Here is a 19,303-nt window from a genome sequence, read left to right as displayed (position 1 = left end):
TGACAAAACCGGAGACCTGTCGTCTTCCGTGATGAGTGATGTTATCTGGTCGTAACCCCAGCTCACGCACGCCCCAAGAAGGCCCATGCCTCTCTCGGGTGAGGAACCGCAGGTCAGTGATGTTGCCAGAGATGTCCAAGGTTGGGTGGTTTAACGCTAAAAGATCTACCTTTGGGTGAGATCTCAGTATCCTGCGCCGGTCAGCAGGCCGCCGTCCACCGTGAACTCGCTGCCCGTGCAGTAGCCGGCCCGGTCCGAAGCCAGGAACGCCACCACGTGCGAGACCTCGACAGGCTTGGCGAAGCGCTTGATGACCATGGACTTCACGAAGGCGTCGGCGTCGACCTCCTTCATCAGGTCCGGGTCCTTGACCATCGAGGTGTTGATCGCGCCGGGGTGCACGGAGTTCACCCGGATCTTGAACCTGGCCAGCTCCCGCGCCGCCGACTTGGTGACGCCGCGCACGCCGAACTTCGACCCCGCGTACGCCGACAGCCCCTCCGCCCCGATGTAGCCCTCGATGGAGGAGATGTTCACGATCGAGCCGCGCCCGGCCGCCTTCATCGGCTCGATGACCGACTTGATCCCCAGCCACGTCCCCCGGAGGTTCACGCCGATCACCCGGTCGAAGTCTTCGAGCGACATGTCGGCGATACGCCCATATTTCAGGATTCCGGCGTTGTTGACCAGCACGTCGAGCCTGCCGTACGCCTCCCCGGCCGTCCCCACGGCCCGCTCCCACTCCCGGGGGCTCGTCACGTCATGACGCACGAACGTCGCCCCCGTCTCCTTCGCCAGCGCCTCGCCCTCCTCCTCCAGCACGTCCCCGAACACCACCCGCGCCCCCTCCTCCAGGAACAGGCGCACGTGCGCGGCGCCCATGCCCCGCGCCCCGCCGGTGATCAGCGCGACCTTGCCGTCAAGCAACCCCATGACGTCCTCCTGCCGCGACGGCCACGGCGGCCGCCTCCATGGAGCGGTAGACGGGGATGCCCGCCTCCGCCGCGATCCGGCCGACCTCGTCCGCCACGCCGGCGGGCGCGCACTCGCCGTTCCTGGTGACGAGGGTGATCCTGACGCCCGGCCGCGCGGCCTGGGCTCCGGCCAGCGCCCGCGCGTAGGCGTACAGGGGCTCGGCGGCGTCCCCGTACGTGAAGAAGGCCTGGACGTTCACGTGCGCCACCACGTCCCGGTACGGCCCCGCCAGCACGCCGATCACGTCGGCCACGAGCCCGGCCCGGCCCAGCGGCCCCACCGGCACCTCCAGCGGGTTGCCCGCCGCCGCCACCCCGAGCGCGCGCAGCGCGTCCAGGCGGTCGCCGGGCAGCGGGTCGAGCCGCACCCCGGCCCCGTCGAACGCGTCCGCCGCCAGCACGCTCGCGCCCCCGCTCGGCCCCACCACCAGCACGCCGTCCCCCGAGGTGACGCGCGCGCCGTGCGCCTGGAAGTAGGCCAGCGCCCCGATCAGGTCGTCCTGCGCGGACACCAGCGCCGCGCCCGCCTGCTCGGCCATCGCCTCCCAGACGCGCCGGTCGCTCACCAGGCCGCCCGTGTGGGAGGCCGCCGCCCGGCGGCCCTGCGCGGTGCGCCCGCCGGCCAGCAGCACCACGGGCAGGTCCGTGGCCCGCAGCGCCGCGTACAGCTCGCGCCCGTCCCTCGGATCCTCCAGGTAGAGGCCGATCACCCGCGTCTCGGCGTCGCCCGCCAGCCAGCGCAGCAGCTCGGCGGGGGTGACGTCGCTCGCGTTCCCGACGGTGACGACCCGGCTGAACGCCAGCCCCCGCCGCTCCCCGACCTTGATCACCTCGCCCGCGAGGCCGCCGCTCTGCGAGATCAGCGCCACCGTCCCGGCCGGTCCCAGGCCGCCGCCGACGAACGTCTGGCGGCCCCGGGGGCAGTACACGCCCATGCAGTTGGGCCCGAGCAGCCGCGTCCCCGCCGCGCGGGCCGCCGCGACCAGCTCCGCCTCCAGCTCCGGCCGCCCGGCCTCGCCGAAGCCGCCGCTCATCACCTGCACGAACGGCACCCCGCCCGCCTGCCGCACCACCTCGGCGCAGCGCCCGGCGGGCACGGCCACGAGCGCGTAGTCCGCCTCCGCCCGCGCCAGGGAGGGCACGGCCGGCACCCCGGCCACCTCCTCCGCCGTGGGGTGCACGGCGACCAGGGGGACGCCCGCGTCCCGGTAGAAGCCGAGGAACAGGTTCCCGAAGTTCGGCCGCGACGTGGACGCTCCGACGACGGCCACCGCCCGCGGCTCGAAGAGCGGCAGGAAGTCCGTCTCCCGCCCCTGATCGGCCCGGCCGGGATCGCTCCGCGTCGCCTGCGAGGGCTCGCTCCGGTCCGGATCGGTGCGCGCCGTCCGGGAGGGGGCGTTCCCGCGCGGGGCGGAACGTTCGGGGAGGTAGCGGGCGTCGACCGCGATCGCGCCGGACGGGCCGGCGATGATCGGGTTCAGCTCGAACTCGCCCAGCTCCAGCCGCTCCCACAACCCGCCGGCCCCGCCGACCGCCATGAGCACCTTGACGACGGCGGCCACGTCCACGGCGGGCCCGCCGCGCCAGCCGTCCAGCACCGCCGCCCCGCGCAGCGAGGCCAGCATGCGCCGCGCGTCCGGCTCGGTGATCGGGCAGAGCCGTAGCGCCGTGTCCCGCAGCGCCTCGGCGAACACGCCGCCCAGCCCGGCGAGCAGCACCGGCCCGAACGCCGGGTCCCGCACCAGCCCCACGATCAGCTCGACGCCGGGCGCGGCCTGCTCCTCGACCAGGAACCCGGCCGGCTCCAGCCGCTCCCGCATCCGGGCCGCCGCGGCGGGCAGCTCCTCGTGCGACAGCCCCAGCACCACCGCCCCGGCCTCGGACTTGTGCGTCAGCCCCGGCCCGAACGCCTTCAGCACCAGCGGCCCCGCCAGCTCCCCGGCCGCCCCGAACTCGTCGCGCCCCGGGCCGCCGCGCCCGCGCTCGCCGTCCGTCCCGGAGCCGCCGCGCCCGCGCTCGCCGCGCGTCCCGGAGCCGTCGCGCGCCGGGGCGTCGCGTCCGCGGTCGCCGTTCGGTCCGGAGCCGTCGCAGGGCACCACGACGCCGCGCGGCACCGGCACGCCGGCCGCGGCGAGCAGCGTCTTGATCTCGTGCTCGTAAGGGAGGCTCACGCGAGCAGCTCGCGGATCCGCCGGCGCAGCAGCTTGCCGGGCCCGCCCGAGGCGTCCTGCGAGTGCGGCAGCTCGGCGGTGACCACGATGTCGTCGGGGCGCCGGTGCTCCGGCAGCCGGTCGGCCAGCGCCAGCGCCAGCTTGGCGGGATCGAGCGTGTGCCCGGCCCGGGGCACCACGGCCAGCAGCACCCGCTGCTCGGAGGCCCCTTCAGGAACCCCGACCGCGCCCGCCTCGGCCACGCCGTCGAGCGCCGCGGCGGCCTCCTCGATCACGGCCGGCTGGGTCCAGACGCCGCCCTTGAGTATCGCGTCCTCCCTGCGCCCGAGCACGCGCAGCACGCCGTCGGCGGAGAGCGTCCCGAGGTCGCCGCCCACGTACCACTCGCCGCGCAGCACCTCGGCCGTCCGCTCCGGCAGGCCGTCATATCCGGCCATCCGGTGCGGCCCGGCCAGGTTGATCTCGCCGACCTCGTCGATCACCGGCTCACCGCTCGGCCCGGTGACGCGCACCGCGTTCCCCGTGCGGGCGCGCCCCGAGGAGCCCAGCGGGATGGAGCCGTCGTCCACCCGCCCCATGCACGTGTACGGCGCCTCGGTCTGCCCGTAGTACGCGTACACGCCCGCCTGGGGCAGCCTGGCCTTGATCCGGTCGAGCATGGTCGCCGTCAGCGGCTCCCCGCCCAGCATGATCACCCTGATCGACGACAGGTCCACGCCCTCGTGCTCCGGCGAGGACAGCAGGGCCGAGTAGAACGACGGGATCTGCGACAGATGGGTGACCCGCTCGCGCGGCACCACGCGCAGGAAGTTCGCCGGCCCCCAGTCCTGCTCCAGCACCAGCCGCATCCCCGCGTACAGCGCCGGCCCCACGATGGCCGGGAAGCCGATGCCCCAGATGATCGCGCCCGTCCCGAACACCGAGTCCGGCGCGCGCGGCACGTCCAGCCAGATCTGCGCCGTGGCCAGCGACGACGCGTGCGTGTGCACCACGGCCTTGGGCAGCCCGGTCGTGCCCGAGGTGAAGTAGAGGGCCAGCGGGTCGTCGTGGTGCCCGCCCAGCGGGGGCTCGGCGTCGGAGCCGCCCTCCAGGTCGCGTACGTGGATCCACGCGCTCACCTGCGGCAGGGCCGGTCTGATCCGCTCGACCACGGACTCCACGGTGGCGTCGTACACGAACGCCGTGCACTGCGCCGCCGCCACCACCGCGCGCAGCGTCTCCTCCGGCCAGTACGGGTTCAGCGCCGCCGTGACCGCCCCGATCTTGGCCTGCGCCAGGTACACCTCGGCCACCCGCAACGTCTCGTTGAGCAGCGCCGCCACCCGCGTGCCCGGCGCCACCCCGGCGGCGAGCAGGGCGTGGGCGCGGCGGTTGACGTTCCTGTTGAGCTGGTCGTAGGTGAAGCTCCGCTCGCCGCAGTAGGTCAGCGCCACCCGGTCGGGCGTGCGCAGCGCCGCGGCGGTCAGGATCGCGTGACCGTAGTTGCCGTAGGGTGATCGTGCCATGGGTGCCTCCACGGGCGGGTCAGAGGGGCGAATAGAGCACGAAGGCGTTGCCCGAGGGGTCGCGCAGCACGGCTCGCGTCTCGTGCGGCCCCGCCTCGGGCGCCCGCACCACCTCGGCCCCGCGCGCCGCCATCTCCCGCACGGCCCGCGCCACGTCGTCCACCTTGTACGACGGCGCCGCCCCCGCGGTCACGTGCTCGGCCGGCCCCGCCAGCGCCACGGTGACCCCGCCCCCGTCGAGCGCGGCGAACCGGTCGCCGTCGCGGAACTTCACCGGCAGCCCGTAGAAGGCGATGGCCTCGTCCAGGTCGGTGACGGGGATCAGGATGTTGCCGAGCTTCACGCGGGCCTCCAATGGGGCAGGTCGTCGAGGAACGTCACGCGTACGGGCAGGCCGATGCGCACCCGCTCGGGCGGGCACCCCACCACGTGCCCGAAGGCCCGCACACCTTCCGGCAGGTCCACCCAGGCCATGACGTACGGCTCGCGGCCCCGGTAGCCGGGGGCGAACGAGCGGTGCACGACCGTGTAGGTGTGCACCACGCCCTCGCCGGAGACCGGGTCGAAGGTCAGGTCGCGGCCGCCGCACCAGGGGCAGGCGGGCTCGGGGAGGTGTAGGTGTGCACCACGCCCTCGCCGGAGACCGGGGCGAAGGTCAGGTCGCGGCCGCCGCACCAGGGGCAGGCGGGGTCGGGGGGGGGGGTGGGGGCGGGTGGTTCCGGGCAGGCGGGTCCGTGCACCGCCGCCTCGCCCACCTGCGGCCCGTTCCCCGCCGCCGGCTCCGTCATGACCACGATCCCGGCGTACGCCCGCCCGCCGCACGCCACCCGGCCGGGCTCGTGCCGCACGCCGACGGTGTAGGAGGTCCGGCCGCTCAGGGTGCGGCTCTCCTCCCGCACCCTCCTGGCCACGCCGCGCTCCCCGTTCCGCCGCGTGTACGCCACCCGCAGCCGCACCGACGCCGCGCCGTCCACCGAGACGGCGATCGACCCGGCCGTGCCGTTCCACCGCAGGATGGTGACGGCCAGCACGGCGGGCCCCGGCACGAGCCCGCCGCCCTGCCGGGTGGGGCCGGGAGGCGGGGACGGCGGAGGCGGGGAAGACCGGGACGGCGGCGGCGGGGGCGGCGGGGGAGTGGTGCGGGGAGTGGTGCGGGCGGGCTCCCCGGGCTCCCCGGGCTCCGGAGGGGTGGAGGTGGCGGCGGGCCCGGGCTCCGCGCCGGGCGGCGGCATGAGGATGGTCCCCGGCCCCGACGGCAGCCGCCCGCCCGACAGCAGGATCGCGACCAGCGCCGCCACCACCGCCGCGCCCGCCATCCAGAGCTGCGGCGGCAGCCGGGGCACCCGGACGCGTGGCCGCGCCGCGCGGGCTCCGCCGCCGCTCCCGGCCAGCGGGAAGCGCAGCGCCAGCAGCGTGGCCAGCTCCGCGAGCTGCCGCCGCCCGCGCTGCTCCCAGTCCCGGCCGTACCCGACGACCGCGTCCTCCTCCAGCTCCCTGGCGAACGCCGCGGCCGTGGCGTACCTGGCCTCCGGGCCCTTGGCCAGCCCCCGCCTGAGCAGGTCGCGCAGCGTGTCCGGCGCCTCCTCCAGCGGCACCGGCTCGGTCAGGTGCCGCTCGCGCAGCGCGGGCACGTCCTGCTCCCCGCCCTCCCGGTACGCCCGGTACGGCGGCCGCCCCCGGACCGACTCGAACAGCACGCACGCCGCCGCGTACACGTCGGCCGCCGGCCCCGCCCGGTGCCGCGTCCACAACTCCGGCGCCATGTACGCGGGGGTGCCCGCGGGCACCCCCGGCGCCTCGGCGTGCACCACGACGCCGAAGTCGCCCAGCTTGGCGCCGCCGTCGGCCTGGACCAGGATGTTGCCCGGCTGCACGTCCCGGTGCGGCACGCCCCGCTCGTGGGCCACGACCAGCGCCGCCAGCGTGCTCTTCACCACGGCCAGCGCCGCCTCCGGGCTCAGCCGGCCGTGCTCGGCCAGCAGCGTGCGCAGCGACACGCCGTCCACCAGCTCCATGACCACGGCCGCCCGCTCCGGGGTCTCGACGTACTCGTACAGGCGCACCACGTTCGGGTCGTCGAGCTCGACGAGCCGGGGGGCGTCGGACCGGAAGCGCTCCATGAACTCGGCGTCCCTGCGCAGGGTGGCGTTGAGGTACTTGACGGCCACGTACGCGCCGGTCGGCTCGTAGGTGGCCAGGTGCACGCGGCCGGTGCGACCGGCGCCGAGCTGGCGCGCCTCACGGTAACCGGGGACCAAGTCCCACCCCCCATAAGCGTCTTCCACTTCGACGGTCTCACCTGGGGTTCGGGTTGTCACGGCCGGGGATGTTATGCTCCTCGCCAAGCAAGCGCTTGTGGAGGTCGCCGGTGGAGCGCGTGGCGGTGCTGGTCATGGAGATGCAGCGGGGCGTCGTCGGCGACCTGACGAAGTTCCCCGAGCTGGTGGCGGCGTGCGCCCGCCACGACGTGGTGGCCAACGCCGCCCGGGTGCTGGGCGCGGCCCGCCGGGCGGGGCTGCCGGTGATCCACTGCACCGCCGCGTTCCGGCCCGACCGGGCCGGCTCCCACGCCGGCAACTGCCCGTTCATCGTCTCGCTGCTGAAGGACCCCGGCCACATGCTGGAGGGCACGGCCGCCACCGAGGTGCTGCCCGAGCTGCGCGCGGACGGCGACCTGGAGAGCCGGCGCCACCACGGCTTCTCCCCGTTCACCGGCACCTCCCTGGACATGACGCTGCGCTCGCTGGGCGTCACGGCCGTGGTCGCGCTCGGCGTCTCGCTCAACCTCGGCATCCCCGGCCTGGCCCTGGAGGCGGTCAACCTGGGCTACCGGGTGACCGTGGTCACCGACGCGGTCGCGGGCATCCCCGAGGACTACGCGCGGGCCGTGCTGAAGCACACGATCAGCCTGCTGGCCGGCCGCGCCACCGCCACCGAGCTGGCCGGGGTGTGGCGCTGATGGACGGGCTGCGCCTGGACGGCCGGATGGCCGTGGTGACCGGGGGAGCGGGCGCGATCGGCGCCGCCATCGCCGCGGACCTGGCCGCGCTCGGCGCCCGCGTGCTGGTCGCCGACGTGGACCTGCCGAACGCCGAGAAGGTGGCGGCGGGCCTGCCCGGCGCGCGGGCCCTGCCCGTGGACCTGGCCGCGCCGGCCTCCGTCGAGCGGTTCGCGGACGCGGCGGGCGAGGTGGACGTGCTGGTGCACAACGCCGGGGTGGCGATCGTGGAGCCGTTCACCGAAAGCGACCCGGCGGGCTGGGACCTCATGTGGCAGGTCAACCTGCGCGGCCCGATGCTGCTGACCAAGCTGCTGCTGCCGGGCATGCTGGCCAGGGGGTGGGGGCGGCTGGTGTTCGTCTCCTCCGACGGGGCCAGGGCCGGGTCCGGGGGCGAGGGGGCGTACGCGGCGACCAAGGCCGGGCTGTTCGGCCTGGCCAAGACCCTCGCCAGGGAGGCCGCCGGGGCGCACGTCACCTCCAACGTGGTCTGCCCCGGCCCGACCGACACCCCCATGCTGCGCCGGGTCTCCGCCGCCGACCCGGCCCTGGTCGGCAAGATCACGCGGGGCATCCCGCTGCGCCGCCTCGGCACACCCGCCGACGTGGCCGGGCTGGTGGCCTACCTCTGTACGGAACGCGCCGCGTACATCACCGGGCAGACCCTGTCGGTGAGCGGCGGCGTGACCATGCACTGACGTGGCGATGCGCTCACAACGAGTCGTAGACGGCCCCCAGCAGCCGCACCCCGCGCAGGTTGCCGGAGAGCGCGTCGGCCATCCGGTTCATCACGTACCCGACGGCCAGGCCGCGCTCCGGGTCGGCCATCCCGAGGGAGCCGCCCATCCCCGAGTGGCCGAACGCGGTGCGCGACGGCGCCAGGAACGTCATCGACGGCCGCATGAAGCCCAGCCCGAACGAGGTCTCCATGAGCAGCACCCGATCGGGACCGGCCACCCGGGGCCGCAGCGCCTCCCGCAGCGTCGCGGGGGCCAGCAGGTCGCCGCCGATCAGCGCACGGTAGAACCCGGCCAGGCCCCTGGCGGTGGTGACGACGCCCGCCGCCGGCCAGCCGGCCCGCAGGATCACCGGATGGTTCGCGCCGCCTTTGAGCAGGTTCATGCCCGGGTTGCCGAGCGCGCGGTTCATCAGGCTCTGCGGGTCGAGCGCCGCCCTGGTCAGCGCGGTCACCGGGTCCTGCGCCCGCTCGCCGTCCTGTGCCGCCTGCGCCCGCTCGCCGCCTTGAACTGCCTGCGCGCGCTCGCCGTCTTGAACTGCCCGCGGCCGGTCGCGGGCCGGCTCCTCGGTCTCCGTCACCTTCAGGGGCCGGTCGGCACCCGGGCGCGCGCCCGCCGTGAGCCGGGCCGCCCCGTCGATCACGTCGTCCGGCGCGCCCACCCACAACTCCAGCTTCTGCGGCCCCGCGATCTCGGCCGCGACCAGCTCGCCGACCGACTTGCCCGTCACCCGCCTGACCACCTCGCCCACCAGGAACCCGTACGACAGCGCGTGATAGCCGTGCGCGCTGCCCGGCTCCCACAGCGGCGTCTGGCGGGCGAGCCGGGCGGCGATGGCCGGCTGGTCCTCGAACTCCGCCACCGGCACCGGCTCCTCCACCACCGGCAGCCCGGCCTGGTGGCTGAGGAGGTGCTCGACCGTGGTCGCCCCCTTGCCGCCGGCCGCGAACTCGGGCCACACCTCGGCCACCGGCGCGCGCACGTCCACCAGACCCCGCTCCGCGAGCCGCAGCAGCACGGCGGCGGTGATCGCCTTGGTGCAGGAGTAGGCGAAGGCGGGCGTGCCGCGCTCCCAGGGCCGCCCGGTGTGCCGGTCGGCGACGCCGTCCCACAGGTCCACGACCAGCTCGCCGTCCAGGTAGACGGCGAAGGCCGCGCCCAGCTCGGAGCCGTCGGCGAACTGCCGCTCGAACACCTCGCGCACGCGGGAGAACCGGGGATCGCAGTGCATCAGACCTCCACACCGAAAGGAAGCGCTTACTTGGCCACCGAGCCTAACAACTGGGGACGATTCGGCCCAGACGATCAGCGTGGCACCCTCAACCTCCTCACCCCGGCCGTGGTCCTCGACGCCCTGCGCAGCGCCGCCACCGGCGAGGTGCTGAGCCTGGCCATGCCGATCAGGGGCGCCACCTCCTCGCCCGCTCCCGGCACGATGCCGCACCTGCCGGGCCGCCCGCTGCCGCAGCACTTCATGTCCGTGGACGGCGGCGACTACGCGGCCGGCGCCCGCCCGATCGGCCACGGCCTGCGGGTGGCCGACGACGCCCTGATCGTCACCCCGCACGGCACCACCACCCACATGGACGCGCTGTGCCACATGTGGTCGGGCGACGAGCTCTACAACGGCCACCCGGCCGCCCGGGTCCGCTCCTACGGCGCCACCCGCTGCGGGATCGAGCAGGTGGGCGGGGTGGTGGCCCGAGGGGTGCTGTACGACGTGCCCCGCCGGCTCGGCCTGGACCACCTGCCCGCCGGCCACCGCGTCCCGGCCGGGCTGCTGGCCGAGATCGCCGAGCCGCGCCCCGGCGACGTGGCGGTGATCCGCACCGGCTGGCCGGCGGTGTGGGAACGCTCGCGCGAGGAGTACTGGTCGGGCCAGCCGGGGCTGTCGGCGGAGGCGGGCCGGTGGCTGGCGGCGCACGACGTGGCCGCGGTGGCCTGCGACAACGCCGCCATCGGCGGGCTCGACGGGCGCGGGCTGGCCGACGAGCCGCCGGAGGACGACCTGCACCTCGTCCTGCTCCACCGGCACGGCGTGCACCTGATCGAGATGCTCTGGCTGGAGGAGCTGGGAGCCGCCCTGGAGCGCGGGGGCCGTACGGAGTTCGTGTTCGTGGCGGCGCCGCTGCGCATCGAGGGCGGCACCGGCAGCCCGCTCACCCCGCTGGCGATCCTCTGAGGCGCGGTGAGGGGTGCCCGGTCGCAAAGGAGAGCAGGGTAGCGAAATGCGGTGAACTCCCGGGAGTGGACGCGCGCCCCCGTACCCCCGAGAATGCGGTGCCATGAGCGAGCGACCGGGCCTGCGCGAGCGGAAGAAGGCCAAGACGAGGGCGTTGATCCAGAAGGAGGCGCTGCGGCTGTTCCGCGACCAGGGCTACGCGGCCACCACGGTCGAGCAGATCGCCGAGGCGGCCGAGGTCGCGCCCAGCACCGTCTTCCGCTATTTCCCCACCAAAGAGGACCTGGTGCTGGTGGACCAGTTCCCGCCGTTCGTCGAGGCGCTGGACGCGGTGCCGCCCGAGTTCGGGCCGGTGCGGGCGGTGCGCACGGCCATGCGGGCCGTGATCGAGGGGCAGACGCCGCAGGAGCGCGCCGACAGCGTGGCGCGCGAGCTGCTCATGCTCACGATGCCCGAGCTGTGGGCGGCGAGCATCGCCAACGTGACCGGCGTGGCCCGGACCCTCCAGGAGCGGCTCGCGCGGCGCGAGGGGCGCGCCCCGGACGATCCGGAGATCCGCAACGTGACGGGGGCGATCATGGGGGTGATCCTGGCGCTCTGGTTCGAGTGGGTGGAGCATCCGGAGATGGACGCGCCGGCCCGGCTCGACGAGGCCATGGCCCACCTGGAGGCGGGACTGCCCCTGACGCGGGGCTGATCACCCGCCCGGGCGGTCGCGGGGCCGGTTCGCTCGCCGGGGTAGTCGCGGGGCCGGTTCACTCGCCCGGATAGTCGCGGGGCCGGTTCACTCGCCCGGGTAGTTGCCGCCGCCGTGGGCCGCGTCCAGCGCGTCGTAGTCGGGGGTGAAGCCGCGCTTGGGGAGCTCCGGCACGAACGTGACGTGACGTGGGCGCTTGTACGCCGCCAGCAGCCCCCTGACGTGCTCCACCAGGTCGTCCTCCGTCGCCCGCGCCCCGCCCTCCAGCACCACCAGGGCCTTGACCGTCTGGTGCCAGTCGGGGTCGGGCACCCCGATGACGGCGGCGTCGGCCACGGCGGGGTGGGACTTGAGCGCGCGTTCCACCTCGGCCGGGTAGATGTTCTCGGCCCCCGACTTGATCATGCGGAGCCTGGGGCCGATGAAGGTGATGGTGCCGTCGGGTTCGCGGCGGCCGAGGTCGCCGGTGTGGTGCCAGCCGTACCGCACCTTTTCCGCATTTAAGCCGGGCCGGGCGAAATATCCGGAAAAGAGGGTCTTGCCGCGGGCGCAGATCTCCCCGACCTCGCCCGCCGGCACCTCGCTCCCGTCCGGCGCCAGCAGGCGTACCTGCACCAGCGGCGACGGCCGCCCCGCGAACCCGGCCCCGCCCTCCGCCAGCCCCAGGAACGTCAGCATGCCGCCCACCTCGGTCTGCCCGTAGCCGCCCATCTTCGAGCGGCACCAGGGCGAGTCGTCCACGGTGATCATGTCGTCCCACTCGGGGGAGTGGGAGACGAAGCGGAGCGACGACAGGTCGTACTTGCCGCCGGCGTTCGCCCTGGCCACCGCGTCGATCATCGGCCCGAACAGGAACGCCTGCGTCACCCGCTCGGCGTCGATCAGCCGGCACACCTCCTCGGCGTCGAAGGCCGGGGTGAAGACGTTCGTGCCGCCGATCTGGAACGTGGCCAGGCAGAACATCATGGTCCCGACGTGGAAGAGCGGGCCGTTGTTGAGGAAGGTGAAGCCGGGCTCCATCTGCCGTACGACCAGCAGCGACGTGGCGTGCGCGACCAGCGCGGCGCTGCTGAGCAGGGCGGCGGCCGGCCGGCCCCCGAACGCGGCGGTGTAGAGGGCCAGGACCGGCTCGGTGTCGGCGACCTGGGGGAACTCCCGGGGGGCGGCCTGGCCGAGCAGCCGCTCGTACTCCTCGCCGGCCCGCACCCACGACGGCTCGCGCAGCGCCGCGACGGTCTCGGACTCCTCGTGGAACACGGCCGCGGGGGCCAGGTCGGCGAGCACGAAGCGCAGCTCGTCCTCCGACTGCCGCCAGTTCGCCGGGCAGCAGACCGCGCCCAGCCGCGAGCAGGCCAGCAGCAGCTCCAGCACCGCGTGCGAGTTGCGGCCCAGCCACAACACCCGGTCGCCGGCGCTCACGCCCCGCCCGTCCAGCGCCGCCGCCAGCCGGGAGACCCGCTCGTCCAGCTCCGGATAGCCGAGCCGGAGCTGCCCGTCCACCACCGCCGTCACCTGCGGACGGCTGCGGGCGTGATCGGCGAGGACGTCGGACAGGGACAGGCTGTGGATCATCGTCAGCCCCCTTCAGCCGGCACGACGGCCGGCAGGACTTCAGCCGGCGAAGGCCGGCATGACTTCGGTCGCGAAGAAGCGCATGACCCGCTTCATGTCCTCCAGCGGCATCGGCCGGGTGCTGCCGAAGTCGCACAGGAGGTTGCCGAACCCGGCCTCCCTGAGCAGCGAGATCTGCTCGATCACCCGCGCCGGGTCGCCGATGACCTCCAGCTGCTCCCACCGGAAGTCGGAGGAGAGCGCGCCGCCCTTGAGGTAACGGTCCTGGTAGTACTCGAACCCCTGCGCGGCCCGGCCCGTCCTGGGGTCGATGGGCGCGCTGCGCTCGTTGAAGATGCGCGAACGGTCGAACGACGCCTCGAACCGCTCCTGGTCGGCCCGGGCCTGCTCCAGGGTGGGGGCGACGTACACGCTGCGGGCCACCACCAGCTCCGCGCCCGGCGCGTGCCCGGCCCGCGCGGCCGTCTCCCGCCAGGTCTCGGCCGCCTTGACGACCTTGCGGAACGGGGCCGCGGGGTCGGCCAGGATGGGCAGGCCGCGCTCGGCGTACATGGTCACGGTCTCCGGCGAGACGGCCGCGACGTGCAGCGGCGGGTGGGGGTCCTGCAGCGGCCTGGGCACCAGCGACACCTCGGTCCCGGTCCGGTAGAACTTCCCCTCGTGCCGGTACGTCTCCTGCGACCAGAGGCCCACGATCACCTCGAGCGCCTCGTTGAACCGGTCGCGCGCCTCCGCCAGATCGATCCCGAACCCCTCGAACTCGAAGCTCTGGTACCCCCGCCCGATCCCCAGCTCCAGCCGCCCCCCGGACAGCACGTCCACCTGCGCGGCCTCCTCGGCGACGTGGATGGGGTTGTGCAGGGGCAGCACGACGATGCCGGTGCCCAGCCTGATGCGGGAGGTGCGGGCGGCGAGGTGGGCGAGCATGGTGAACAGGCTGGGGACGACGCCGTAGTCGCGGAAGTGGTGCTCGGCCAGCCGCACCCCGTCGAACCCCAGCTCCTCGGCCAGCTCGGCGAGCTCCAGGTGGTAGTCGTAGACGTCCTTGAAGCTCTGCCCGTCGAAGCGGTGGAAGAGGTGGAAGGTCGAGAACTTCATGCGGCGTCCCCTCGGGTGAACCAAGCGCTCGCTTGGGAGCGTACCATGACGCCGTACCCACCCCAACACCAACCATGAACCCCCGCGCCCGCCCCGATTCCGATGTTCGATGGTTGACGAACATCGAACAGTCTGGCGGCTGTGCGCGCCCTGGCCGGGGTCAGCCTCTGGCGAGGCTGTCTCGTTCGTGGCGGCCGGGTGACGCCTGCCGCCCGGCGTCCGGAGAAGTGCGCAGGACGTGGGCGAACAGCGTCATCGTCACCACGACCCCCGTGATCACAGCGAACGCCACCGGATAGGACAACCCGCCCGCCAGCCACCCCGTGACCGGCGGCGCGACCATCCCCGACAGGTACGTGATCGAGGCCACCCCCGTCACCCCCTCGCCCGGCGTGGCGCCCGCGTTGCCGGCCGCCGCCAGGACCAGCGGCATGATGACCGCCACCCCGAGCCCGATCAGGGCGAACCCGGCGATGCCGAGCACGGGCGTGCGGGCGATGACCACGAGGACGCCCCCGAGCGCCGCCACCGCGCCGCCCGCCCTGACGGCGGTCACGGGGCCGAGGAGCCGGATGATGCGGTCGCCGATCAGCCGGGTGCCGGCCATGCAGAACATCAGGACCGTGTAGCCGGCCGCCGCCACGCCGGGGCCCGCGTCGGTGACCGCCGTGAGGTAGACGGCGGCCCAGTTCGCGCTGGCGCCCTCGGCGAACGTCGCGCAGAAGCCGACCAGGCCGATGGGCAGGATCGCGAGCGGGGGCAGCGCGAACCGCCGTGGCGCCGGCACGCCGGCGGGCGCGCCGCCCGCGAGGCCGTCGCGGTGGAGGGCGCGGCCGGCCAGGGCGCCGATCGCGAGCAGCGTGGCGGAGACCCCCGCCAGGTGCAGCCGGGCGTCGACGCCGGCCTGCGCGGCCACGGTGCCGACGCCGCCGGCCGCCAGGCTGCCGACCGCCCACATGCCGTGCAGCCCGGACATGATCGAACGGCCCAGGTGGCGTTCGGTGACGACGCCGTGCGCGTTCATGACCACGTCGGACATCCCCGCCGCCGCCCCGAACAGCAGGAACGCCGGGAACAGCCAGGCCGCCGACGGCGAGAGCGCGGGTATCGCGAGGGCCGCGCACCACACGGCGATCAGGACGCGCGTCGCGCTGCGGCCGCTGATCCGGTAGGCCAGCCGGCTCGACATGGGCATGGCGATGAACGCGCCGATCGGCGGGCACAGCAGCACCAGGCCCAGGGTCGCCGGGTCCAGGTCGAGGTGGTCCTGCAGCCAGGGGATGCGGGTGGACATGCTGCCGGCCACTGCCCCGTGCACGGCGAAAACGGCGGCGATGGCGCGATGGGAACTCATGGCCCGGAAAACTATCAGGCAGGTTTCCTGATGAAAAGAGGTTTTCAGGCAGGGACCCTGACTAATATGGGCGAGGTGAAGACCGCGACCCCCGCCGCAACCGGCGCGAAGACCGCGACCCCCTCCATGGCCCGGGCGATCAACGACCGGCTGGCCCTCGACCTGCTGCTCGAACGGGGCCCGCTGACCGCGCCCCAGCTCCGCGAGCTCACCGGCCTGTCCCGGCCGACCGTCTCCGACCTCGTCGAGCGGCTCATCCGGGGCGGCCTGATCGAGGCCGCGGGCGAGTCGGGAGAAGACCGGCGGGGGCCGAACGCGCGCATGTACGCGCTGGTCCCGGACCGGGCCCACGTGGCGGGCGTGGACCTGCGGCGCGACGCGATCTCCGTCACCGTCGCCGACATCACCGGCCGGGTCGTCGGGTCGAGCGCCGGGACGGTCGGCGGCGACCTGGTGGAGCTGGTCGCCGGCGCCGTCGCCGAGGCCGCGGGGGAGCGCGCGGTGGACACGGTGGTGGTCGGCGCGCCGGGGCTGGTCGCGCCCCGGGACGGGGAGCTGGTGTCGGCCAACGACGTGCCGGGCTGGCGGCCAGGGCTCGTGCCGGCGTGGCGCGACCGGCTGGGCGTGCCGGTCATCCTCGAGAACGAGGTCAACCTGGCCGCCATCGCCGAGCTGCGCACCGGCGCCGCGCAGGGGGCCGAGGACTTCGTGCTGATCTGGGTGGGGGACGGGGTCGGCGCGGCGGTCGTGCTCGGCGGGCGGCTGCGCAGGGGCGCCTCCGGCGGCGCGGGGGAGATCGGCTTCCTCGACGTGGACGGCACCGCCTTCTGCCATCTGGTGGCCGACAGCGCGGCCCGCCGGGTGGACCGGGCGGAGTTCGCCGCCCGGCTGGCCAAGGGCGCCTTCGCCTTCGTCACGCTCCTCGACCCGGGGCTCGTCGTGCTCGGCGGCGAGAACGGGCACGAGGGCGGCGACGAGCTGGCCGCCCTGGTGGCCGACCGCCTGCGCGAGCTGTCACCGGCCCCGACCGAGGTGCGCGCCAGCACGGTGGCGGGCAACGCCGTGCTCCAGGGCGCCGTGCTGACGGCCCTCGACCTGGTGCGGGACCGCGTCTTCGGCTGAGGCTGAGAGCGCTCTCATCGCTCGCGCCGGGCACGCCGGGCACGCCGGGCGCGAGGCCGGAGTGCCGCCCTCGCCCCGGGCTCGCCGCCGGTGCGGCGGCCGGCGGGCGGCCACGGGTCAGGCGAGGGCGGTGATCAGGCCCATGGTCAGCGCCGTGCGCTCCGGGATGTGCTCGATCACCACGTGCTCGTGCCGCGCATGAGCCCCGTCGCCCACCGCGCCCATCCCGTCCAGCACGGCCAGCCCCAGCGCCGAGAGGAAGTTCGCGTCGCCGGCGCCCCCGACCGACGCCTCGTCCACCGGCCAGCCGAACCCGGCCGCCACCTCCTGCGCCTCCTTGAACAGCCGCTGGGAGGCGGGGTTCGGGATCATGGGAGGGCGGTTCCACTCGCCGGTGACGGAGATCTTCACGCGCGGGTCCGCGGCCCGCAGACCGGCGAAGAGGTCGTCGATCCGCCCCATCTCGTACGCGTCGGTGACGCGCACGTCGATGCCGCACGTCGCCCGCCCGGCGGCCACGTTCCGGCCGGTGCCGCCGCTGATCATGCCGACGTTCACGGTGGTGCCGTGCTCCCGCGAGCCGGCCGCCGCCAGCGTGGTGACGATCTCGGCCAGCGCGTGGATGGCGTTCGCCCCCGCGTACGGGTCCAGCCCCGCGTGCGCCTCCACCCCGGTCACCGTGACGTTGAACAGCCCCACGCCCTTGCGCGCGGTCTTCAGCGCGCCGTCCATGGACGCCTCGAAGACCAGCGTCGCCAGCGCGTCCTCGCCGGCCGCCTCGATGTGCGGGCGCGAGGCCGGGCTGCCGATCTCCTCGTCCCCGTTGAACAGCAACCGCACGCCCGGATGCGGCAGCCCCAGCTCCCGCAGCCCGCGCAGCGCCCAGATCGCCTGCACCAGCCCCGCCTTCATGTCGAACACGCCCGGCCCCGTGGCCTTGCCCTCGACCACCGTGAACGGCCAGCTCGCCAGCGTGCCGGTCGGCCAGACCGTGTCGTAGTGGCCGAGCATGAGCACGGTCCCCGGCGCGGTGCCGCGGTAGTAGAGCTCCAGGACGTCGCCGTGCCCGCCGCCCTCGTGCAGGATCTCGTCGTCGGGTGTCCCCAGGTGCGCCACCGCCCGCGCCCTGATCCCGCGCAGCCCCTTGACCAGCATGGCCTTGTCGTAGCTGTGGGTCTCCAGCTCCACCAGGGCCCTGAGGTCGTCGAGCATGGCCGGCAGGGCGTGCCGGGTCCAGTCGGTGATCAACACGAGAATCCTTTCCACATGATCAGGGGACGGGCGCTCCGGGGCCGAGCGGGATCTTCAGCCACCAGAACACGAAGAACAGCAGCGTCCAGACGACGAGCAGGGCGAGCGCCAGCGGGATCGTCATCGAGGCGAGCGTGCCGATGCCGGCCGAGCGGCGGTAACGCTGCAGGAAGCCGAGCGCCATCACGAAGTACGGGCTCATCGGCGTGATCGCGTTCGTGCACGAGTCGGCGATGCGGTAGAGGGCCTGGGTGTATTCGGGCGGGATGTTCAGCAGCATGAGCATCGGCACGAACACCGGCCCGACCAGCGCCCACTGGGCCGACCCGCTGGTCACCACGAGGTTGATCACCGTGACCACGAGCAGGATGCCCAGGAACACCACCGGCCCGCTCACCCCGGCCGCCCGCAGCAGGCCCGCGCCGTGGATGGCGATGATCTCGCCCACGCCGGTCCACTTGAAGAAGGCCAGGAACTGCGCGATCGCGAAGAACAGCACCAGGATCGGCGCCATCTCCCGCAACCCGTGGGCCATGAAGGACGGCACGGCGCCGCTGCCCGCGATCGTCCCCGCGGCCTTGCCGTACGCCCAGCCGACGGCCAGGAACGCCAGCCCGAGGAAGACCGCGATCGAGGTGAGCAGCGGCGACTGCACGATGCTGCCGCCCTCGCCCCGCAGCGGCGAGCCCGCGGGCAGCACGGCGGCCGTCAGGGCCGCGGCGAAGACCACGAGCGTGACCAGCGCGGCCCGCAGGCCCCGCCGCTCGGCCGGGGTGAGCGTCAGCGAGCCGAGGTCGTCCTCGACGGCGTCGGGGTCGACGGGCATCGACTCGACCCGGCGCGCCAGCACCCGCTCGGTCACCAGCGTGATCGTCGCGGCCAGCACCAGGGACGAGGCCAGCGAGAAGAAGTAGTTGGCCAGCGGCGTGACGACGTAGGAGGGGTCGATGGTGTGCGCGGCGGCCGTGGTCAGCCCGGACAGGATGGCGTCGGTCGGCGTGATCAGCGGGCTGGCGTCGTAGCCGGCCGAGATCGACACGAACGCCACCACGATGCCGAGCAGCGGGCTGCGGCCCACCGCGCGGAAGGCCAGCGCGCCGAGCGGGATGAGCACGACGTACGCGGCGTCGGAGGCCGCGTGCGAGACCATCCCGGTGAACGCCAGCGCGAACGTCACCCAGCGCGGCGACACCTTCGCCACCCCGGAGCGCAGCACCGCCGCGAGCAGCCCCGAGCGTTCGGCGACCGCGACGCCGAGCATGACGACGAGGATCGTGCCGAGCGGCGGGAACGAGGTGTAGTTCTCGATCGCGTCGCCGACCATCATCCGCACGCCCTCGTCGGACAGCAGGTTGCGGACCTCGACGGTCTTGCCCGTGGCCGGGTTGACGGCCGAGACCCCGGCCGCCGCCAGCCCCCAGCTCGCCAGGGACAGCAGCGCGGCCAGGATGACGAACAACCAGAAGGGATGGGGCAGCTTGTTGCCCAGCCGCTCGATGCCGCCGAGCGCCTTGAGCAGCGCGTTCAGCGAACGCGATTCCGTCACGGACTCCGACGTGCTCACCCGGCCCGACTCCTTCCCGCATTTCGGTCACCCATTACACGGGGTCAGGACGCGTCCTGACAAGTCGGGGAAGGTAAC

Annotated in this window: 17 protein-coding genes; 5 read left to right on the top strand and 12 right to left on the bottom strand. The window is 74.3% G+C overall.

Annotated elements, in window-relative coordinates:
* Window positions 1–183: 183 nt before the first annotated feature.
* From IO39_RS33705 to IO39_RS55095, 6 genes are read right to left on the bottom strand one after another with little or no spacing between them, the layout of a single operon-like run.
* Window positions 184–933, bottom strand: coding sequence for a glucose 1-dehydrogenase (locus IO39_RS33705; protein WP_043631792.1), 750 nt, complete (start codon window positions 931–933; stop codon window positions 184–186).
* The gene (locus IO39_RS53250; RefSeq protein WP_043631789.1) at window positions 920–3,145 is read right to left on the bottom strand and encodes an acetate--CoA ligase family protein; all 2,226 of its coding nucleotides are present in this window, start codon (window positions 3,143–3,145) and stop codon (window positions 920–922) included. Before IO39_RS53250 ends, IO39_RS33705 begins: the two co-directional genes overlap by 14 nt.
* Complete coding sequence (locus IO39_RS33695; RefSeq protein WP_043631786.1) at window positions 3,142–4,650, bottom strand: class I adenylate-forming enzyme family protein; 1,509 nt, start codon at window positions 4,648–4,650, stop codon at window positions 3,142–3,144. Before IO39_RS33695 ends, IO39_RS53250 begins: the two co-directional genes overlap by 4 nt.
* 19 nt (window positions 4,651–4,669) lie before the next feature.
* Window positions 4,670–4,993, bottom strand: coding sequence for a VOC family protein (locus IO39_RS33690; protein WP_245642454.1), 324 nt, complete (start codon window positions 4,991–4,993; stop codon window positions 4,670–4,672).
* Window positions 4,990–5,190, bottom strand: a complete 201-nt coding sequence (locus tag IO39_RS59930) for a Zn-ribbon domain-containing OB-fold protein (protein WP_245642453.1) — start codon at window positions 5,188–5,190, stop codon at window positions 4,990–4,992. The genes IO39_RS33690 and IO39_RS59930 overlap by 4 nt, the downstream gene beginning before the upstream one ends.
* Window positions 5,191–5,219: 29 nt before the next feature.
* Window positions 5,220–6,908, bottom strand: coding sequence for a serine/threonine-protein kinase (locus IO39_RS55095; RefSeq protein WP_052423683.1), 1,689 nt, complete (start codon window positions 6,906–6,908; stop codon window positions 5,220–5,222).
* Between the two features lie 110 nt (window positions 6,909–7,018).
* Here IO39_RS55095 and IO39_RS33675 point away from each other — a divergent pair, with 110 nt between their 5' ends.
* Together IO39_RS33675 and IO39_RS33670 are read left to right on the top strand one after the other, a co-directional pair.
* Complete coding sequence (locus tag IO39_RS33675; RefSeq protein ID WP_043631778.1) at window positions 7,019–7,609, top strand: cysteine hydrolase family protein; 591 nt, start codon at window positions 7,019–7,021, stop codon at window positions 7,607–7,609.
* Complete coding sequence (locus IO39_RS33670) at window positions 7,609–8,346, top strand: SDR family NAD(P)-dependent oxidoreductase (protein WP_043631937.1); 738 nt, start codon at window positions 7,609–7,611, stop codon at window positions 8,344–8,346. Before IO39_RS33675 ends, IO39_RS33670 begins: the two co-directional genes overlap by 1 nt.
* Window positions 8,347–8,359: 13 nt before the next feature.
* On the opposite strand, the gene IO39_RS33665 is transcribed toward IO39_RS33670, so the two are convergent.
* Complete coding sequence (locus IO39_RS33665) at window positions 8,360–9,616, bottom strand: serine hydrolase domain-containing protein (RefSeq protein ID WP_043631775.1); 1,257 nt, start codon at window positions 9,614–9,616, stop codon at window positions 8,360–8,362.
* Between the two features lie 30 nt (window positions 9,617–9,646).
* Between IO39_RS33665 and IO39_RS33660 the strand changes: the two genes are divergently transcribed.
* Together IO39_RS33660 and IO39_RS33655 are read left to right on the top strand one after the other, a co-directional pair.
* Window positions 9,647–10,567, top strand: a complete 921-nt coding sequence (locus IO39_RS33660; protein WP_043631772.1) for a cyclase family protein — start codon at window positions 9,647–9,649, stop codon at window positions 10,565–10,567.
* 103 nt (window positions 10,568–10,670) lie between these two features.
* Window positions 10,671–11,264: a TetR/AcrR family transcriptional regulator gene (locus IO39_RS33655; RefSeq protein WP_043631769.1), complete on the top strand. Its 594-nt coding sequence runs from the start codon at window positions 10,671–10,673 to the stop codon at window positions 11,262–11,264.
* A gap of 87 nt (window positions 11,265–11,351) precedes the next feature.
* Here the strand turns inward: IO39_RS33655 and IO39_RS33650 are convergent, their stop codons facing one another.
* From IO39_RS33650 to IO39_RS33640, 3 genes are all read right to left on the bottom strand, one after another.
* The gene (locus IO39_RS33650) at window positions 11,352–12,836 is read right to left on the bottom strand and encodes an AMP-binding protein (protein ID WP_043631766.1); all 1,485 of its coding nucleotides are present in this window, start codon (window positions 12,834–12,836) and stop codon (window positions 11,352–11,354) included.
* 39 nt (window positions 12,837–12,875) lie between these two features.
* A complete protein-coding gene (locus IO39_RS33645; RefSeq protein WP_043631762.1) occupies window positions 12,876–13,934 on the bottom strand; it encodes an LLM class flavin-dependent oxidoreductase in 1,059 nt (352 codons plus the stop codon).
* 160 nt (window positions 13,935–14,094) lie between these two features.
* Complete coding sequence (locus IO39_RS33640; RefSeq protein WP_052423682.1) at window positions 14,095–15,288, bottom strand: MFS transporter; 1,194 nt, start codon at window positions 15,286–15,288, stop codon at window positions 14,095–14,097.
* Window positions 15,289–15,363: 75 nt separating this feature from the next.
* Between IO39_RS33640 and IO39_RS33635 the strand changes: the two genes are divergently transcribed.
* Window positions 15,364–16,410, top strand: coding sequence for an ROK family transcriptional regulator (locus IO39_RS33635; protein ID WP_211267255.1), 1,047 nt, complete (start codon window positions 15,364–15,366; stop codon window positions 16,408–16,410).
* Between the two features lie 117 nt (window positions 16,411–16,527).
* Here the strand turns inward: IO39_RS33635 and IO39_RS33630 are convergent, their stop codons facing one another.
* Together IO39_RS33630 and IO39_RS33625 are read right to left on the bottom strand one after the other, a co-directional pair.
* Window positions 16,528–17,661, bottom strand: coding sequence for a M20 family metallopeptidase (locus IO39_RS33630; RefSeq protein WP_245642452.1), 1,134 nt, complete (start codon window positions 17,659–17,661; stop codon window positions 16,528–16,530).
* A 19-nt stretch (window positions 17,662–17,680) separates the two neighbouring features.
* Complete coding sequence (locus IO39_RS33625; protein WP_043631755.1) at window positions 17,681–19,225, bottom strand: AbgT family transporter; 1,545 nt, start codon at window positions 19,223–19,225, stop codon at window positions 17,681–17,683.
* Between the last annotated feature and the right edge of the window lie 78 nt (window positions 19,226–19,303).

It is taken from the genome of Nonomuraea candida, from assembly GCF_000725485.1.
GTDB classification, from domain to species: Bacteria; Actinomycetota; Actinomycetes; order Streptosporangiales; family Streptosporangiaceae; genus Nonomuraea; species Nonomuraea candida.
Note: the sequence above shows the minus strand (reverse complement) of the source record. Positions and strands in the feature narration are given on the sequence as shown.

Coding starts and splice junctions, on each gene's coding strand:
- IO39_RS33695 (WP_043631786.1), bottom strand. CDS start 4,650: ATGGCACGATCACCCTACGGCAACTACGGTCACGCGATCCTGACCGCC.
- IO39_RS33705 (WP_043631792.1), bottom strand. CDS start 933: ATGGGGTTGCTTGACGGCAAGGTCGCGCTGATCACCGGCGGGGCGCGG.
- IO39_RS33670 (WP_043631937.1), top strand. CDS start 7,609: ATGGACGGGCTGCGCCTGGACGGCCGGATGGCCGTGGTGACCGGGGGA.
- IO39_RS33655 (WP_043631769.1), top strand. CDS start 10,671: ATGAGCGAGCGACCGGGCCTGCGCGAGCGGAAGAAGGCCAAGACGAGG.
- IO39_RS33640 (WP_052423682.1), bottom strand. CDS start 15,288: ATGAGTTCCCATCGCGCCATCGCCGCCGTTTTCGCCGTGCACGGGGCA.
- IO39_RS33650 (WP_043631766.1), bottom strand. CDS start 12,836: ATGATCCACAGCCTGTCCCTGTCCGACGTCCTCGCCGATCACGCCCGC.
- IO39_RS33645 (WP_043631762.1), bottom strand. CDS start 13,934: ATGAAGTTCTCGACCTTCCACCTCTTCCACCGCTTCGACGGGCAGAGC.
- IO39_RS33665 (WP_043631775.1), bottom strand. CDS start 9,616: ATGCACTGCGATCCCCGGTTCTCCCGCGTGCGCGAGGTGTTCGAGCGG.